Source organism: Dyadobacter soli, assembly GCF_900101885.1.
Taxonomy (GTDB): Bacteria; Bacteroidota; Bacteroidia; order Cytophagales; family Spirosomataceae; genus Dyadobacter; species Dyadobacter soli.
Genome location: NZ_FNAN01000009.1, coordinates 84,467 through 103,489 on the forward strand (window position 1 = coordinate 84,467; position 19,023 = coordinate 103,489).

The following is a 19,023-nucleotide window of genomic DNA, read 5'->3' on the forward strand; positions in this document are numbered from 1 at the left end:
TTATTTCAGAATGTAAATCCCTTTTCCCGCTCCGAGCCATATTTCCCCGTCGGGAGCCTGCGCGATCGCAAATATGCCGCCGCTTTCGTCGATGTCTTTGAGCTCCCACTTGCCGTTTTGCAATACACCGTATTCCCTGTCGCCCCAGAATGCAGCCCAAATACGGTTTTTACGATCAACAAATACTTGCTGGGTCATGTAAACCAACTTGTCGTCCTGCGGAAGGTCGATAATTTGGCTCGACTGCCCGTTGAACCGGAATATTTGCGGTCGGCCTGGAACCATGGTGCTCGACAGCCCATAGTTGATGGACGCCAGCAGCGCATCGTTTTTATCGACGACGATATTACCGTAGTAGTAAGGATTGAAACCCAGTTCTTTTTCCCCGAAGATATCCCATTTGCTGCCGTTGATCCTTACGATCGAGGTAGCAGTGACGCCATCGTTGAGCGCCACCCAAACTGTGTTTTTTGAATCGATTGCGATGCCGGCGATGAGGTTGCCGGGAAGCTGTGAGTTATCAGGGGTAAATGCGGTAAACTGATTGCCGTCGTATTTTACCAGGCCGCCCTGCCGTGACGCACCTGCCGAGAACCAGACATTGTTTGCGCCATCCACAGCCACCGAACGCACCGCATTGCGGGGCAGGTTATAATGGCCGGAGCCGTAACGCGTAAATTTCGAACCATCATATTTCACGAGATCGTCGGTACCCAGCCAGACGTTCCCTTTTTTATCGACTTCGATGTCCCAGATAGCCGCTTTGGTCAAAATAGAATTGGTGGAATCGAAAACGGCGATGCTGTTGCCGCTGTGCCGGATGAGCCCCTGGCCGAGCGTACCGAGCCAGGCAGTACCTTTTGAATCGAATGCGATGGAAATGACGTGGTAATCTTTCAGTTTGGCGTCCGTAATTTCGAGTGGGACGGGGTTGTCGCCCGATGTGCAGGCATTAATCAGGAATGCGAGGAGCAAAAAGGGTATCAGTCTTTTCATAGCGTAAAAAATTGCGGTTTCAGGAACGGAGATTTGTTCTCATGGACACGCCGGGTTAGGTGATAGTTGGAAGATGTTGACTATTAGCAAGATATAGTTTGTATTAATAGAAAACAACGCTTTGTGCCCGCTTCTGACCGCCGGATGTCACTTGAAGTACATATTTCCCGGCCGGTAAAGGGTAGCGCGGCCGAACGGAGAGCAGACCGACCGCCTCCCGTGCCGAGCTTTGAATGGGATGTTCGCGACCGGCTGCGTCGAAAAGGCGGCAGGTAATGCCGGTTTCAGTGCCCGTGGAAGCAGGAATAATGTAAAACTGCTGCTGCGTTACCGGATTAGGGAAAATAGTCCAGGGAGCAGGAGCACCCTCGCGGAACAATGTGATGATCGTCGAATAGGCGATAGTGCCATTGGAATACACCATTTTAACCCTGTAAAAGATTGTCCCGCTGCCTGCATTTTCATCCGTGAAAGCGAATACGCCGGATGTGCCGGTCGCCGGAGCCGGTAAGGTTTCGAGATCAATGTATTGCGAGCCGTCCGTCGTTTTCTGGACCGTCATCGATGCCAGCCCGGGTACCGGCGCCACAGCCCAGGCAATGTGAATATCGCCCCCCGCATTCCGTACGCCGATGGTATTGACATACTGGACGCTCCGCGACGAGCGCTCGACGTAAACCGGTTGCGAAACGCTGCCGGGAAGTATCGGGTTTAAGCCGGTGAGCCGGATATGGTATTGGCCGTCGGGGATGTTGGTCGGTACTTGAATTTTGAGCGGTGTGGCATTGCCTGTACCAATCTGCGCAACAAACTGCCCTTGCACATCCAGCAGTTCGGCGGCGATTTGCAATACGGCCGGCGCATTGCGCGAGATTGTAAACGGCAGATCGAATGTCGCGCCCGGGTACACATTGGCGGGTGTTACCCCTGTGTGCAATGCGTACGCGGGTTGTAGCGGGACGGTCTTCGCAATGGAGGTATCTGCCAGGCTTCTGTTCCAGGCCCTGGCTGCCAGCGAGAGGCCCTGAATGCCGCCGGGCACGTTTTCAAAATGCGAGGAAGCCGGGCGGGGGATCTGGATCGTGTCGAGAAAAGGCCCCTGGAATGCATTGAAACCGGGCAATGCGATCAGGCGGTTTTGGGCATTCAGCACGGGCAGGTAGGGGTCTTTCAGCTGATTACTGGCCGAATTTCGGGCGATGTACCAGGCAATGTTGTAGCCTGAATCCCGCCGACCGTTTTGAATGAGCGTCCGGATGCCATCGAAATACTGCTCCTCGTTGAAACCCAGCTGTGCGTCATTTTCCCCGTGCGACCATAGCACCGCCCTCACGCCCGTCAATGCGGTCAGGTAGCGCATCGTGTTGACGATATTGGAATAGGGTTGCCGGTTGGGCCAGAATTTCCCTACATATAAATTGTAAGCATCCACACCCGAAGCCGCGTCGCGGTAATTCTCGGCATTCGCAGCTGCCCAGGCCGCATTGAAAAACAGCACCGGCGTTTTCCATCTTTGAAATAGTAAATCACCCAGTTCGCCCCAATACCACGAAGTTTCTCCATTGGGAAAAATATTACCGGCACTTTTGAGTGGCTCAAAAGCCGGAGGGGGCATCGGGCTGTCGGGGGCAACGGTAATGTTTTCGGTGTTGAGTGTTTTATTGATCGCATTGAATGAGACCACATTCGCGGAAGCATCCTTTGCGCCGAGCCCTGGCAGGCCCATGGCATTGGAATTACCGGTTACGAGGAAAACTTCGCCTACGCCCACACGGTCTACCACTGCCGAGTCGACAATGCCGTTTCCAGCCGTACCGGTAAGTTTGAGTCGGTACCAGCCGGTGCGGGCGGTGAATGAAGTATGGAAAAAACCTTCGCTGAGCTGCCTGGCATCGAACTCTTGCTCCTGTGCGGCATTTGCATTGCCTTCGATGGGGACCAGCGAGGCGTCGACGCGCGTATAAGGGTAATGTGCGTAACCCGTGACCGAAATGGCGGCAGTGCCTGCTGCATTACGCTGCATTACCTGGTTTGATACAGGGCTTGTGATGACGAGTTGCGCCTTCACCGGTATGATGCCTATGACAAGGCAGATGATCACTATCCGGCAATATGTGCGGCCTCCGGCAGCAAGACGAATCCATTCCAGCATCTGCAAATCGATTGGGTAAATCTGTTCGTGAATATAAAGGAAAATGATTTTCGGCAGGGGGCAGCCATAAGAACGAAAAAAGCCGGCCCTCAGATGAAGGCCGGCTTGGAAACTAAGATAAGAAATTATTGCTGATAACCCGGGTTCTGAGGTTTCAGGTTCGGGTTGTTCCTCATTTCCTGGATGCCCAATGGGAACAACAGGTGTTTTTCCAGCAAAGGAGCACCACCGCTCACGTTGAGGTTTCTGTGGCCCACGAAGTTGTCGAACTTCTTGGTTTCCTCATTGAACACCTTACGCAGACGTACCATGTCGAACCAGGTAATGCCTTCGTAAGCGAATTCGTGCCAACGCTCTTTCCATACCGCCTCTTTGAAGGAAGCAGCAGTGTAAGTGCCGGCAGCTGGGGTTGTTAGCTTCGCGCGGTCGCGGATCGCCTTGAATGCTTCGTATGCTGGCGTGGTAACGCTACCCAGTTCAGCTTGTGCTTCTGCAAACATCAGCAACACGTCAGAATAGCGCATCTGGTTTACGTTCAGGTTGTTCAGACGGGTAGGAGTGATGCCTGGGCCACCCAATGCCGCGATGTTGAAGTACTTGAACACGTAAGGAGCGCCCAGCTCGAACCGATCGCCGGTACCATTGGTGAAGTAGGTGGTATAGAACCAGCCTTCCTGATCTTTGGTACGGAGGTCGCCTGTTTCGTACGACTCGTAGAACGATTTCGTTGGCACGGTGCTACCTGTTCCGCTAGGTCCTGAGTAGGTTACCGCCTTGAAGTTCGGGAAGAAATCGTTCAGCGGGAAACCTGCCACTACGGTGTTGTACTGGATCTGGAACAAATGCTCCATACGGTTTTTCAGCTTCTCGTCGTGCAGCTCCTTGTAAGTGTTGAACAGGCCAAGCGTGGAAGGGTTAGCCTTAGCGTAGTTGATTACTTCGAGCGCTTTTTCGGCAGCCAGCGTGTAGTGCGACTGTCCTTTTGACAAAGGGAAGCCAGCCATTGTGAGGTACACTTTCGCCAGGTAAGCTTTCACTGCCATTTTGGAGACACGCCCGTTGGTGTTGAAATCAGCGAAACCGGCAGCTTCGGCAGCTTGAAGGTCTTCCACGATCAGTTTGTAAACTTCTTCCTGCGGCGTTCTGGAAGCGAAGAAATCTTCGGATTCCGTCGTTTGTGGCTTGGTAACCAATGGTACATCGCCCCACAATCTTACTGCATAGAAATAAGCCCAAGCGCGAAGGAAACGCGCTTCACCCATCAAACGCACTTTCTGAGCCTCGTTTGCGGCAGGGAACTGAATGCCCGGGATCTTTTCGATCGCCAGGTTCGCATTCGCGATCACACGGTACAAGCCGTTCCACCAGTTGCTGATATGGCCTGTGTTACCGTCGTAAATGAGGGCATACAGGTTGTTCAGGTCGGAGTTCTGGCCTGTTTCGGTAGTAGCGGTACCCGTTGGGGCTTCGAGCATCTGCCAGTTGGCCGAAAAGATACCGGCGCCATCACCGAAGAAACGCATTTCCGCATAAGTAGCCGCAATGGCTGCTTCCGCGTGGTCAGGGATGGTATAGAAGGTATCCGGTTGCAAGTTCGACGGATCTTGCTCATCGAGGAAGTCGGAGCAAGCAGTCGGTCCCAGCAGGATCGCTCCGCAGAGCAAAAATTGATAGAATTTTTTGTTATTAAGTTTCATGCTGAATGTCATTTTGAATGATACAACGGTCCCGTCGATTAGAATGCAACCTGAATACCTCCCAGGAATGTGGTTGGTTTAGGATAGCTGTGCCAGATCATACCTTGCGAGAATACGTTGTCGCCATCACCACCGCGGATTGGAGTCTGCTCAGGATCGCCGAACGGATATTTGCTGATGATAAAGAAGTTCTGAGCAGAAACATAAAGTCTCAGTTTGCTCATTTTCAGCTTGCTCGCAATTTCCGATGGGAAGTTGTAACCCAGCAACAGGTTGCGGCCACGGATGAACGAACCGTCGAAGATCCAGCGCGTATCCACGTTGGTCACGTAACCAGCCTTGGTATCGCGGATTTGTGCGATCGGCGTGTTCTGGTTTTCAGGAGTCCATGCATCCAACACGGTAGCGTAGCTGTTCGCCAATGCCTGGCGGTCTTCGCTGGCGTGCAGGTTCATGTCCATCAGGTCGTTTCCGTACGAGAATTGCAGGTCGAGGGTAAGGTCGAAGCCGTGGAAACGAACGCTGTTAGAAAGTGATCCCCATCCTTTTGGAGAACCGTTACCGATAATGCCGCGGTCGGCATCGGTGATCGCATTGTCGCCGTTCACGTCTTTGTACTTGATATCACCTGGAAGCATTTTCAGGTTACCACGGTAGCTGGTGAATTTAGCAGCCTGGTCAGCTTCTTCTGTGCTCCAAGTTCCCAGACGGGTCAATCCCCAGAATGCACCTGCCGGTTCGCCGATACGGATAACACTGGTCTGGTTGGTGATCGAAGGACCGCCCACTCCGAAGATGTCAGCAGGAGTCGCCAATGACAACACTTTGTTCCTGTTGAACGAGATATTGAAGCTGGTGTTCCATGAGAAGTTCTCCTTTTCGATGTTCGTCGTGTTCAAACCGAATTCGAAACCTTTGTTCTCCATCGAACCGATGTTCTTTCTGATCGTCGCGTAACCGCTGGTACGTGGTACGGGCGCATCGAGAAGCATGTCGGTGGTTTTACGATAGTAGTAATCCGCTTCGAGTGAGATTCTGCCTTTCAGGAAGCTGATTTCCAAACCACCGTCTGTCTGAGCTGTTTTTTCCCAACGCAAATCGTTGTTGGCAAGCCTGTTGATACCGGTTCCACCGAAACGGGTGTCGCCGTAAACAGCACCATAGTTAGACCGCAGCAAGCCGAGTGACGAGTATGGAGGAATTTCCGAGTTACCTGTCAAACCGTAGCTGGTACGAAGTTTCAAGCTTGAAATGATCGGGTTGCCTTTCAGGAACTCTTCATCAGACACTTTCCATGCCAAAGCCGCCGACGGGAAGAATGCAAATTTGTGGTTGTCCCCGAATTTGGAAGAACCATCCGCACGTCCTGTTACGGTAACAAGGTATTTGTCGAGCAAGGTATAGTTCAAACGGCCGAAATACGAGTTAAATGCAAAACGTGATGCACCCGAAACGTAAGGGCTGGACGAAGGAGCTACTGAACCTGCACCGAGGTTATCGAATGTGTAGTAATCCGTAGAGAAGTTCTGTGCGCCTACACCGGTTGTAGCCACATTCGTTTCCTGCCATGAAATACCGACAAGGGCGTTGATCGAGTGGATACCGAATGTTTTGTTATAGGTCAACAAGTTCTCCCATGACCAGAAAGTCTCTTTTCTGGTTTCTTTTCTGGCAGTACCCAGTTCACCAGGAGTCAATGTACGCGTTTGCGACTGGTTTACTTCCTGGTTGATCACGTTCACACCCAATACGCTCCGGAATTCGAGGCCTTTGGCAAGTGTAACGTTTCCGTAAAGGCTACCCAGGGTAGTTTGCGTGTTCAGGTTGAACTTACGTCCCATCAAACGGTGTACCGAGCTGAAAGAACCCTCAGCACCCGGATAATCGCGGTTGTTGGCATAAGATCCATCCGCCCATTTCACCGGAAGGAAAGGGAAATCTTCCACCATCTGGCGAGGTACGGCGTCGTTGATATCGACGAGGTTTTCAGCCTGGTTGTTGTAGCTCAGAGTACCTCCGAGACGCAACCATTTCTTCACCTGGTCGTCGATGCTGAAACGGGTAGAATAGCGTTTCAGGTAAGACGTTTTGATCAGACCCTGGTCGTCGCGGTAGTTGAGTGACAACGAGTAGGTTGTGCGCTCGTTACCGCCGCTGAAACCAAGCTGGTGGTTTTGAGATACACGGTTTTGAGTAGATTCGTCGAACCAGTCGGTATCGTAGTTAGGAGCAAATGTGCCATCCGCGCGTTTGGTGAAAACCTCCGGGTGGGCAGCGAACAACTGCGCACGACGTACGAGCGGATCGTGGGTTTTGTATTTACCCGCGTCCCAGCCAGCCTTGTCGAACTTCTCCATGTTCTTGTAGGAAAGGTCTTCCACGTCCATATATTGCTGGGCGTTCAACACTTTCGCTCTTTTCGGGCCCACTGTCGGTACGCTCAGGTCCAGACCATAAGTAATGGTGCTTTCGCCTGATTTACCTTTTTTGGTGGTAATCATGATAACCCCGTTGGCACCACGCGCACCGTAGATCGCCGTGGACGAAGCATCTTTCAACACCTCTACCGACACGATGTCGTTCGGGTTGATAAAGTCGATCGCCTGGCTCTGCTGGTTCTGGTTACCTTGTGGAAGCATTACACCATCCACCACGTACAACGGGTTGTTGGACGAGTTGATGGAGCTGAAACCACGGATACGTACGTTGGCACGGCCACCCGGACGACCCGAGTTTACGTTCACCTGCACACCCGAGATTTTACCCTGCAATGCCTGGTTCAATGAAGGAGCAGGGCGCTCTCTCAGTTGTTCTTCTTTTACGGAACCTACGGAACCGGTAAGGTCGGATTTCTTCGCGGTACCGTACCCGATCACGACTACTTCGCTAAGTGCTTTGGAATCAGCGGCTAGTGAAAGGTCAAGGGTAGTGCGGTTACCGACAACTACTTCCTGGCTGATGTAACCTACAAAGCTGAAAACCAGCGTTGCATTATCAGGTACGGAAAGCGTATAGTTACCGTCTCCGTCAGTGGTAGTACCGCTGCTGGTACCTTTCACGACAACGTTCACACCTGGAAGACCGTCGTTGGTTTCCTTGTCGGTGATTTTTCCTTTGATTGTTTTATCAGCGCGGATTGTCGTTGTAATGCCGGAGTTGGCGAGGGCTGCGTTCACCAGCAATGGGCTTGCGAGCGCGGGCAGGAGCAATAAAGAGTTACGGATGTTCCGCATTTGGAACAACCATGGATAGGTATCGGAAATTTTCATGTAGTAAGGCTTGTTAAACGTTTTTCATGCAGTCTTGGAAAACACGTAGAATTTTAGTCTTAGATCTCTGTTCGTTAGGCTTTTGCGTTTTTTGTTTAATCATAGTTTACGGTTTACAGTTAAAATGGTTTCGGCGAGTAGTTAAAAAATTATAGTTGGTATTCAATAAATCACATTCCATCGCGGCCGCAACTATCCTAGCCAAGGTTTTGAAATCAAATTATGATCACATCTCCTGACTGCACTTGTCAAAAAAGGCAAAAAAGATACGTTACGTTTTCTCTGACGGAGGATGGAATGGACGGCGGATTTCGGGACTGCACCTGTAATCTGCCTGTTAATGTTAAATAGTCTGTGGCGTCAGTTTCGTATTAATAAAAGTCTTTAAGAAAACGCGTTGCAATATTATAATATTTAACAATAGATTTCGAATAAAGGCAGGGGAAAATATGTAAATTTTTATGCAAACGTTTGCATAATATCGGTAAAAATGGGGTGCTTTTGCGCAGTAAATCAGCTAGTTACGTCACGAATTTTGAACCAAAAAAACCACCTCCGGAGTGGGTCTCCGAGAGGTGGCTTTGTGCAAAAATCCTATAATTAAGGATCAGGATCTCGCCGGTTTGGAGCTAAAATCCTATATTCTGCTGCAACGATTTGTTGTTGTCAGTCTCACGCTGTGGGATGGGCAAAAGCAGGTTCTTTTCGGCGAAGGTTTTGCTGTAAACCGTCTTGTGTCCCACAAAATTGTCCCATTGTTTCGTCAGGTCATTGCGCACCTTCCGGGTACGGAGCATGTCGAACCACATCTTGCCTTCATAGCAAAGTTCGAAGTAGCGTTCTGCCCAGACGGCTTTTTCAAACTCGTCGACATTAGTCGTTGTCACCGCCGGTAGCTGTGCACGTTTACGGATATCGTTCAAAGCTTTTTGTGCCTGCGCGTTCGGTTTTCCCTCCACGCGGTTGGATGCCTCGGCGTACATCAGCAATACTTCCGCATAACGGTATATCGTATAGTTAATGTTCGCCTTGGCGTCGCTGTCAATGGCTTGTTTATCAAACCACTTGTAAATGTAGTAACCGCCGAGGTTCAGACTGTCGCGCCGCGGGTCGCCGGCGGGGTAATCGCTCGGGTGGCCTTTGTAGTAGGTGTAAAAGAATTGCTTCTCTTTGGCACGCTTGTCGCCCTTCTCGAAGCTTTCCACAAACTCTTTCCGCGGCAACAGGCCGCCATACTCATCGGAGTAGGAAGCAATGCCGTTGAATGCGGGTAAAGTTACCGGCGTAAGGCCGTTGTTACGGATATCCTTTTCGTGCTGAACCTGGAAAATAAACTCGGTCTGGTTACGGCTCGCGGGCATGATCATGTCGGTGTACTCCGCAAACAGGGAGAATGCACCGTTGTCGATGATCTCCTTCGACCGCTTGGCCGATTCCGTATAGGCGGGCATGCCTCCTTGCGCGGGGAAGCCCGCGTAGGTCAGGTATACGTGCGCGAGGAGCGTTTTGATGGCGCCCATCGACATCCGTCCGGCGGTGTCACGCCAGGGTAATGTAGACTTTTCCGCTTCCAGAAGGTCAGGAATGATGATCTCGTCGTAAATCTCCTTCACCGGGGAACGCGGCGTCTGCACGTCGTCCAGCGAGGTAATGAGCGTCGTGATCTTCGGTATATCTCCGAACATACGCACCAGTTGGAAATAGTATAATGCACGCATTGCCCGCGCTTCGGCGATCATATTGGTCTTTGTCGCGGCCGGCAATGTGGTGATTTCCCCAATCTTCTGAATGGCTAGGTTGGCACGCGCAATGCCCGAATACATTCCCGACCACCAGTTGTCGATGTAAAACGCCCGTGCATCGTATTCGAGGTTGAAGAATTTGAATGCTTCGGTTTGCGAGTTGCCGTCGGCTTTGCCGGTCATGAATTCCACGAGGGACGCATTGTTGCCGCCCCAGCCGCCGCCGCCATTGTTGAAAGTCGTGATTTGCGAGTAGGCGCCATCCACGAATGCCCGGGCGATTTCAGGACTGGAAACGGAAGAGCCGGTGGTGAGCTGGCCGGTTGGATTTTCGGTCAGGAAGTCGTTGCAGGACGCCATTCCCAGGACCATACAAGTATAAAGAATATGCTTTTTCATGTGAAAGTCAGTTTTGGATCACCTTAAAAAACAATGTTCAAACCGAGGTTGTAGGTACGCGGACGCGGGTACTGGAAGAACTCCATGTTCGCATTCAACTGCCCGCCGAAACCTGTAAGCGCTTCCGGATCGTAACCCGAATAATCGTCGATCAGGAAGAAGTTCTGCGCGCTGGCGTAAATGCGCAGGCGCTGGAAGTTGACCTTCCCGAACTTGGTCGGCAGCGAATAGCCCAGCATGATGTTCTGGCCACGGATAAACGAGCCGTCTTCCACCCACCAGTCGTCCATGTGCGTGTCATAACCGGCATTGTAGTGGCGGATCTGGGCAATGTGCGTGTTCTGGTTTTCGGGTGTCCAGGCATTCAGCACCGTGCGGGAGCTGCTGGCGATGGCCTGGCGGTCTTCCACGGAGTGTTTGGTCGCATTCACGGTGTTTACCCCCATCACAATGCGGATATCGAATGAAAGGTCGAACTTGCCAAGCTGGAATGAGTTTGAAATGTTCATGTTCCATTTCGGATAGGAGCGGCCGATGATAGTCTCATCCTTACCGTCGATCTTGCCGTCCTTGTTGATATCCTCCCATTTCAAATCACCCGGCAGGCGGTTGTACTTCGCGGCTTCGTCGGCTTCCGCGGTACCCCACGTTCCAAGGCGGCGGTAACCCCACAGCGTACCGATCGGCTGGCCGATGCGGAGAATGTTGGTATTACCGAGGAAGTTGGGGCCGGGGAAAATATCGTCGCCGTTTCTGCCGAGTTTGAGCACTTTATTTTTGTTCGCCGAGAATGCCACGTTGGTGCTCCATGTGAATTTCTCCGTGGAAATGTTGCGGCTGTTGATGCCGATTTCGATACCGGTGTTTTGCACCGAGCCAATGTTCTGAGTTACAGAGCTAAGGCCTGTCGACCATGGAATAGGCGCATTCAGAAGCAGGTCTTTGGTGACTTTTTTGTAATAATCAAAAGTCAGGTCGATACGGTTGTTGAACAGGCCGATGTCGGCACCGATGTCGAGCTGGTTGGTATATTCCCAGCGCAAATCGGGGTTACCGAAGGAGCTCCGCCACACGAACGTCTGCCGCGAGCCGCCCAGGAGCACGTCACCGGTGCCCAGAAATTGCTGCGATGCGTAGTTTCCTATTTCCTGGTTACCCGTTTTACCGTAACTGGCGCGGATTTTCAGGTTTGTAAGCACACTGTTGGATTTCAGGAACTCCTCGTTGGTCACATTCCAGGCTACGGCCGCCGAAGGGAAGAATGCATATTTGTTATTGGCCCCAAATTTCGACGCACCATCGTAGCGTCCGGTGAATGTGAACAGGTAGCGGTCGCGGAAACCATAGTTGAAGCGCGCGAAGTAGGAGTTTAGCGACCATTCACCATCTCCCGAGCTGGGTTTCACCAAGGTATTGCCCACGTTCACATTGTGCCAGCCCCAGTAATCGTCGATGAAGTTCTGCGCCGTCACACCGAAGTTTTCCCACGACCGTTTTTGCCACGATAAACCGAGCAATGCGGAAATGTTGTGGTCGCCGAAGGTTTTGTTGTAATTGAAATAATTCTCAAACTGCCAGTAAAACTCGTTGTTGGCCGAAATGCTGGCCGAGCCCTTCTGGTCCGCCGACAATGCATTCAGATCGCGGCCGGAGTAGAAGTTGTTTTTATCGAAGCGCAGCTCGTAGCTGTAATTGGTACGGAGACTAAGGTCAGGGGTAAATTTGATATTGGAATACAAACTACCCAGGATTTCGGTACGGGGGTTGGTCTGTGTGCGTTGGTCGGCAATGCGTACGGGGTTTTCACCGCCTTCCATACCGGGCCAGTCCTTGTTACGGCCCCAGCTGCCGTCGGGGTATTTGGTTGGTAAAATAGGAATGGCTTCGAATACCATCCGCGGTACGTTCAGCCCGCCCGAGCCGCCGTCTACTTCCTTGATCACCGCTTTGTTGAGGAAAATGCTACCCCCGACTTTCAGCCATTTCGTCGCGTCATTATCGAGCGTCAGCTTGGCTGAATAGCGTGTCAGATTAGAATTCCGCATCAGACCGCCCTGGTCGGTGTAGCCAACCGAAATGCTGTAAGCGCTCTTCTCGCCGCCGCCACGCACGGCCAGCTCGTGGTTCTGTGCCCAGGTGGGCTTGTAAATTTCCTTTTCCCAGTCGGTATTGTATTTGGGCTTGCCATTGGCATCGAACAGGTTAGGGAAGTTGGCAGGCAGGTTGCGCACATATTTGCCGTCTTTGAAACCCTGCTCGTCGAATTTGGCGGCATTGTCGTAGGCCGTGTTGTACACCTGCATGAATTCGTCGGCGGTAAGCGTTCCGAGGCGGCTGGCAGGGGTAATGTAAGATCCCCACACATCGTAGGAAATCTGCGTCGTCCCCGATTTGCCGCGTTTGGTGGTAATGATAATCACCCCGTTGGCGCCGCGCGCACCGTAAATGGCCGTTGCCGATGCATCTTTCAATACTTCAAGTGATTCGATATCGTTGGGGTTCAGCAGGTTTGGATTACTTACCCCCACAATGCCGTCGATCACATACAATGGTTCAAGACTTGAATTGATAGAACCCACCCCCCGTATGCGAATGCGCGGCTGGTACCCGGGGGCGGAGGAGTTCACCGCCACATCCACACCGGGAATGCGACCCTGTAACGACTGCGCCACGTTGGTCGCCTGCCTGTCGAGCAGCTTTTCGCCCTTGATAGCACCCACCGAACCGGTAAGATCGCTCTTGCGGACGGTTCCGTAGCCGATCACCACCACTTCGTCCATACTCTTGCTATCCACTTTCATGACCACGTCCACCGTGGTACGCTCGCCTACGGGCACTTCCAGCTTTTCATAGCCTACAAAGCTGAAAACCAGTACTGCACTGTTGTCATTCACATTGATTTCGTAATTCCCGTCCGAATTGGACGAAGTGCCCTGGCTGGTGCCTTTGACGATGACATTCACACCGGGTAATGCGGAACTGTTTTCGGAATCGGTAATCCTGCCTTTGATGGTCTTGTCCTTCGGGCCGGCCGCCATTGCGGCAACCGATAGCAGCAGGAAAACAATTAACTGGGGCAAAGAAGAATGTGGTATAACGCCGGACGGCGCTACACGCAGGGGAGTAGTTTTCTTTTTCATTTGTTAGGTTTTTGGAGTAGTAATGAAAATAAGAAGTACTGGCTGGCGCGGCTGCGCAAATCACGCGTACGGATGTTGCATAGGCAGGAATGGGTTAGGTTTGTTTGAATTATCGAAATTAATCTCGATTTAATGCAAGAAGATCAGGCTGCTATATTTTTACCCGCGCTTGTAGTAATGTATAAACAAATAGCCCTGCTCCGGAACCGGAACAGGGCTATGAAATGGTGTTGGTATATTAAACGAGATCCACGGTGCGGCCGGTCTTCACCGACTCGTCGCAGGCGAATGCGATCTGCAAACTCATCACTGCATCCTGCAAATGGTCGGTCAGATCGAGGTTCTCGGTGATCGCGCGCAGGAAGTAGCGCTGCTCGCGGTTGCAAAGCTCCTGGTGGTCCGGCTCGTCTTCGAGGTTGATCCAGGTATCTTCTTTTACAAATTCATCCGAACCGTTCAGGTCGGCGTGGTGTACGCGGATCGATTCGGTTTTCGTATGCGCTTCTACGGAAGATGATTTGCCGCTGCCGCCCGCATCTTTCGCTACAATCGACGCCGATCCTTTCGGGCCGATTACGTCTTTCACGAAGAATGCCGTTTCGCTGATCATCGGGCCCCAGCCCGCTTCATACCAGCCTACCGAACCGTCTTCAAACCAGATTTGCAGCTGGCCGTAATTATAGTTTCCTGCCGGAATATCTTCGGTCAAACGCGCGCCGATCGCATTCACACGGAGCGGCTTAGAGCGGGTCATCTGGCACATTACGTCGATGTAATGCACGCCGCAGTCCACAATCGGGCTGAGGCTCTTCATGAGGTTGCGGTGAACGCCCCACATATAGCCATGGCTTTGCTGGTTGAGGTTCATACGCATGACCAGCGGCTTGCCCAGGCCCTGCGCTTCCGTTACGAAACGCTCCCACGACGGGTGTACACGGAGGATGTAGCCTACGACCACTTTTTTGTTGGCTTTTTTAGCAGCTTCCACCACGCGTTTTGCGCCGTCTACGGTGTCGGCAAGCGGTTTTTCGATAAACACGTGTGCGCCTGCTTCGAGCGCTTTCACTGCGAAATCTTCGTGCGTATCGGGGTAAGTGGAGATACAAACCGCGTCGGGCTTCGTTTCGTTCAGCGCTGTTTCGTAGTCGCTGAAAAGGGCGTAACCGCCGCCGAGTTTTTCATTCAATACCTCCTTGCTCTTTCCGGTCGAAACGATCCCGCAGATCTCGAAACCGTCCAGCAGCTGGTAGGCAAAAGCATGGGAAGCACCCATATTCCCGCAACCGACTACCAGTACGCGGATGGGGCTTTCGTTTTCAAAAGATGACATAGATTAAAGATAAATGTTAAGATTATGGGTTAGCAGGAACAAGCGGGAGGCAACGTTGCAGTCCGCTTTGTCTGTCAAAATTAGGCATTAAAATCCGTATTCGGCCAGTTTCGGGCTAAGTGAAAAAAAATCCCGCATCGGTGATAAAATTCTCTTTGAAAATAGAAATAACTGTACGATAATGCATGAATTTTGTTACTCCTCATCTACTTGTTCATGACTTACTTTTTACTTCCTATCAGACTGTCCCGTCTGTGCCGCAGGAATGTTTTGTCCATCCCGTTCCTGCTGTTTTTCTTCATTTTCCAGGCTTTCGCGCAAGATGATTTCAAACCCAAACTGGGGCTGATCGACCGTGCTTCGCTTGAAATGAATGCCTATCCCGGCGACAGTACCGCCGAGGCTGTTTTTCTCTACGACTACGGCAAAGTGACCTTCTCGTACGACAACCTCAGAGGCTTGATGATGACGACCAACATTTGGGTCCGTGTCAAGATCCTCAAAGAATCGGCGCTTGAAAGAGCATCGGTTGACATACCCTACTACATGGGTTCCAGCTACAAGGACCAGGAGTGGGTGGAGGACCTGAAAGGTTATACCTACAATCTCGAAAACAACCAGATCGTCCGCACCGAGCTCGAAAAGAAGGCGATCCGTCGCGAAAAAACGAGCGATACCCAGACTACTGTAAAGTTTAACCTTCCCAATGCGAAAAAAGGTTCGATTATCGAGTATTCGTACTCGCGCGTTTCGCCGATGAGTGTGCGGCATGAGCCGGAAATCTGGACGTTTCAGGGAGCGGTACCGCGTAAATGGAGTGAGTACAACATTATTATCCCGGGTTTCCTCGATTACAAGATGACCATGGGCGGCTACATCCCTTTGGATATCCACAAGCAGGAACCGTTAAACGTATCTGTCGGGCATTCGACTTATGACGGGCCGGGACTTTCCTACCGTTTTGTGATCAAAGATGTGCCCGCGTTCGTCAATGAGCCATTCATCACGACGGCGTCGGATTATGTATCCAAAATCAACTTCGAACTCGCGAGCATTAATGTGCCCGGCGAAATGAAAAAGAACTTTTCGCAAACGTGGGACAACGTGGAAAGGACGCTCGACGAAGCCACGTGGTTTGGCGGCGAGCTCCGGAAGAGCGGGTTCCTGAAAGATATGCGTGATGAAATCGCCGCGAAAAGCACCGACCCGCTCGAACGCATGAACCTCGCATACAGGCACATTCAGGAGCGCATGAAGTGGGATGGGTATTCGGGCCTTTTCGCAGCTGGGGGCATCAAAAAGGCGTATGATAACCGCAAAGGCAATGCATGCGACATTAACCTGATGCTGACCGTGCTGCTGCGCGAACTGGACCTCGAATGCGACCCTGTGCTGCTCAGCACGCGTGCGCATGGTTACCTGCACCAGGAAATCCCGATGCTGGAAAGCTTCAACTATGTGATAGCACACGTGAAGATCGGAGAGAAAGCGTACTTTCTGGATGCCTCGGAATCATTTGCGAAGCCGGGGCTGCTACCCGAAAGGGCATTGAACGGCGTTGGAAGAATTATTCCTAAAAAAGGAAAAGGCCGCTTCCTGGAAATCATTCCTGCCGACTCGCAAAGCAAACTCGAAATGATCACCGCCAACATCGTTCCCGAAGACGGTACCATTAAAGGAAGTTACAGCATTTCATATGGTGGCTACGAAGCGCTCGACTGGCGGTCCAAATATGGTGCCGAAGGCGACAATGTATTTCACGACGACCTGAAAAAAGCGGTACCCGAATGGAACATTCAGAAAGTAGCGATCCAGAACAAAGCGGAGGATTTCAAAGGCACCGTCAATGTGACTTGCCAGTTTGAAATGGAGGATGAAAACGCATCGCCGGCCGTGTTCTATTTCAATCCGGTACTGGCGGGGCGATGGACGAAGAATCCGCTAAAAGCCAAAGAACGCATTTACCCGATCGACCTGGGCACGGGCATTTCGGCATCGTTTATCGGAAATTTTACATTGCCGGATGGCTATGCATTGGAGGAAATGCCGAAAGCGGAAATCATCGTGCTGCCCGATAAGGGAGGGAAGTTCTCTTACCAGGTGCGCCAGGTAGGCAACGTCATTCAGGTGAATTCGACAATCATCGTCAGCCGCACACGCTTCTTGTCCGAAGAGTATGCGGATCTCAAAGAATTTTTCGAGCGCGTCGTACAGAAGCATGCGCAGCCATTGGTGATCAAGAAAAAGAACATTTAATATCCTCTCGTTTTCATGCAAAAGTTAAAATCAATGCTCGGGCGTATCGTGGTGATATGTCTGATGTCGCCGGCAGTTTTCGGGCAAACGGATTTCAACATTACCAAAATCAACCCGGTACTTTTAAAAGATGCCGATGCGGTGGTGCGGCTGGACGAAACGGTGTGGGAAATCAAATCCCAGGCCGAGGCGGTGATGAAATGCCGGTCGGTAGTGACGGTATTGAATGAAAAAGGAGAGGATGGGCACGGGCAACTGCGGGTGCGCTACGACAAGTTTACCAAAATCATAGACATCAGCGGCAATATTTACGATGCAAGCGGCAAGCAGGTCAAAAAGCTGCGGAATTCGGAAATCGAAGACTACGGCTACGGCGGCGGAGCCGACAATATTTCCGATGCCCGTGTGAAACTGGCCAGTTTCGGTAAGAAAAGCTACGCCTATCCCTACACCATTGAATATGTGTACGAAGTCCGTGACCGCAATATGATGTCCTACCCAGGCTGGTCGCCCGATCAGGAAGAGGGTTCGGCGGCGGAGTTGTCGGTGTACCGCATTCTCGCACCGGCCGGGTTCAAATTCCGGTACAAGGAATACAATGGTGTGCCCGCTGTCGTGAAATCCAAAGGAGCCGAGGGGGTGGACGTTTATGAATGGTCGATGAAAGACCAGCCCGCCCGGAAGTCGAGCGACTTGTACCAGTTGCCGGCCATCGACCGGACTCCGCTGGTGATGGCAGCTCCTTCCGATTTCGAGGTACAGGATTACAAAGGCAATTTCAATAGCTGGGAGGATTTCGGCAAATTCTACGGCACCCTGAATGCTGGCCGCGACGCGTTGCCGCCTGCGGTAGCGGCCGAAGTAAAAGCATTGACGAAATCCGCCCGCTCGGAGCGCGAGAAAGCCGAATTGATATACAAATGGATGCAAGCCAAATCCCGGTATGTAAGCATTCAGCTGGGCATCGGCGGCTGGCAAACCATTGATGCGACAACCGTAGCGAACACCGGATACGGCGATTGCAAGGCATTGACCAACTTTACCCTGGCAGCATTGCGATCGGTGGGTATTAATTGCTATACCGCATTGATCAGGGCCGGTGATGAGGAAGTGATCAAGCCCGATTTCCCTTCCAACCAGTTCAACCATGCCATTGCCTGTGCGGTAGTGGATAAAGACACTATGTGGCTCGAATGTACGAGCCAAACGACGAAACCCAACTTTATGGGCTCTTTCACGGGCGGGCGCTATGCGTTGCTCGTGACGCCTGATGGCGGCAAGCTCGTGCGTACGCAGGATTACAAGGCGATCCAGAACGTGCGGAACAGCCGTGCGCTTGTAAAACTCGGCGAGACCGGCGATGGCGAGGTGGACGTAAAAGTACTGTACACCGGCTTGCAGCACGAAAGCCGCGCGAGGGTGATCAACAGCGGCTCCAAGGAAGAGCAGAAGAAATGGCTTTTGAACCACATTAACCTGCCCAGCCTCGACTTGCAGCGATTTGAACTGATCCAGGGCCAGGACCCTTCCGTTACCGAAAAACTGACATTGAACGTCCGCAACTGCGCCACCAAAACAGGTACCCGCCTGTTTGTCAAGCCGAGCCTGCTGAGCCGGCCGTTCGAGCTCCCTGCCGTGACTGAGCGCACGACGGATTTCTATCTGCCGGTTTCGGATTACAACTTTACCGATCTTGATACGGTATCGTACGAAGTTCCTGCCAATTACAAATTGGAAACCACATTGCCCGCATTCCAGATCGCTTCCGCATTCGGCAGCTATGAAATGAAAACGACGTTCGAGAATAACAAGCTCATTTGCGCGAGGAAAGTGGTAATGAACGGCGGACGCTACGGATCGAAGGATTTTGCAGCGTGGGTCGATTTCCTTAAAAAGATCAGAAAGGCCGACAGGGCGCAGGTGGTGTTCGTCGAAAACAAGCTTTAAGGCGATTTTGGGGAGTATGTTAAAATATGTAAGGAATTGATTAAAACATGTGAATATCCGCATGGAAGCATGGATTAATTTTGGACTAAAATTTT

9 protein-coding genes are annotated in these 19,023 nt (G+C 51.7%); 2 read left to right on the forward strand and 7 right to left on the reverse strand.

Annotated features, from left to right (window positions below; all coding sequences use genetic code 11):
- The 7 genes from BLQ88_RS15675 to BLQ88_RS15705 form a co-directional block, all read right to left on the reverse strand.
- Positions 1 to 996: a ligand-binding sensor domain-containing protein gene (locus BLQ88_RS15675; protein WP_090151783.1), complete on the reverse strand. Its 996-nt coding sequence runs from the start codon at positions 994 to 996 to the stop codon at positions 1 to 3.
- 103 nt (positions 997 to 1,099) lie between these two features.
- Positions 1,100 to 3,148 (reverse strand): T9SS type A sorting domain-containing protein, encoded by a 2,049-nt coding sequence (locus BLQ88_RS15680; RefSeq protein WP_143016857.1) that lies wholly within the window; start codon positions 3,146 to 3,148, stop codon positions 1,100 to 1,102.
- A gap of 125 nt (positions 3,149 to 3,273) precedes the next feature.
- Positions 3,274 to 4,857: a RagB/SusD family nutrient uptake outer membrane protein gene (locus tag BLQ88_RS15685; protein WP_090151786.1), complete on the reverse strand. Its 1,584-nt coding sequence runs from the start codon at positions 4,855 to 4,857 to the stop codon at positions 3,274 to 3,276.
- Between the two features lie 26 nt (positions 4,858 to 4,883).
- On the reverse strand, positions 4,884 to 8,114 hold the full coding sequence (locus tag BLQ88_RS15690) for a SusC/RagA family TonB-linked outer membrane protein (RefSeq protein ID WP_090151789.1): 3,231 nt from the start codon (positions 8,112 to 8,114) through the stop codon (positions 4,884 to 4,886).
- 629 nt (positions 8,115 to 8,743) lie between these two features.
- Positions 8,744 to 10,255 (reverse strand): RagB/SusD family nutrient uptake outer membrane protein, encoded by a 1,512-nt coding sequence (locus tag BLQ88_RS15695; RefSeq protein WP_090151791.1) that lies wholly within the window; start codon positions 10,253 to 10,255, stop codon positions 8,744 to 8,746.
- A gap of 23 nt (positions 10,256 to 10,278) precedes the next feature.
- Positions 10,279 to 13,395: a SusC/RagA family TonB-linked outer membrane protein gene (locus tag BLQ88_RS15700; protein WP_090151794.1), complete on the reverse strand. Its 3,117-nt coding sequence runs from the start codon at positions 13,393 to 13,395 to the stop codon at positions 10,279 to 10,281.
- Positions 13,396 to 13,633: 238 nt separating this feature from the next.
- Positions 13,634 to 14,725: a Gfo/Idh/MocA family protein gene (locus BLQ88_RS15705; protein ID WP_090151797.1), complete on the reverse strand. Its 1,092-nt coding sequence runs from the start codon at positions 14,723 to 14,725 to the stop codon at positions 13,634 to 13,636.
- A 216-nt stretch (positions 14,726 to 14,941) separates the two neighbouring features.
- On the opposite strand from BLQ88_RS15705, the gene BLQ88_RS15710 reads away from it, so the two are divergent.
- Positions 14,942 to 16,981, forward strand: a complete 2,040-nt coding sequence (locus BLQ88_RS15710) for a DUF3858 domain-containing protein (RefSeq protein ID WP_090151800.1) — start codon at positions 14,942 to 14,944, stop codon at positions 16,979 to 16,981.
- A 15-nt stretch (positions 16,982 to 16,996) separates the two neighbouring features.
- The gene (locus BLQ88_RS15715) at positions 16,997 to 18,928 is read left to right on the forward strand and encodes a DUF3857 domain-containing transglutaminase family protein (RefSeq protein ID WP_090151803.1); all 1,932 of its coding nucleotides are present in this window, start codon (positions 16,997 to 16,999) and stop codon (positions 18,926 to 18,928) included.
- Positions 18,929 to 19,023: the final 95 nt, after the last annotated feature.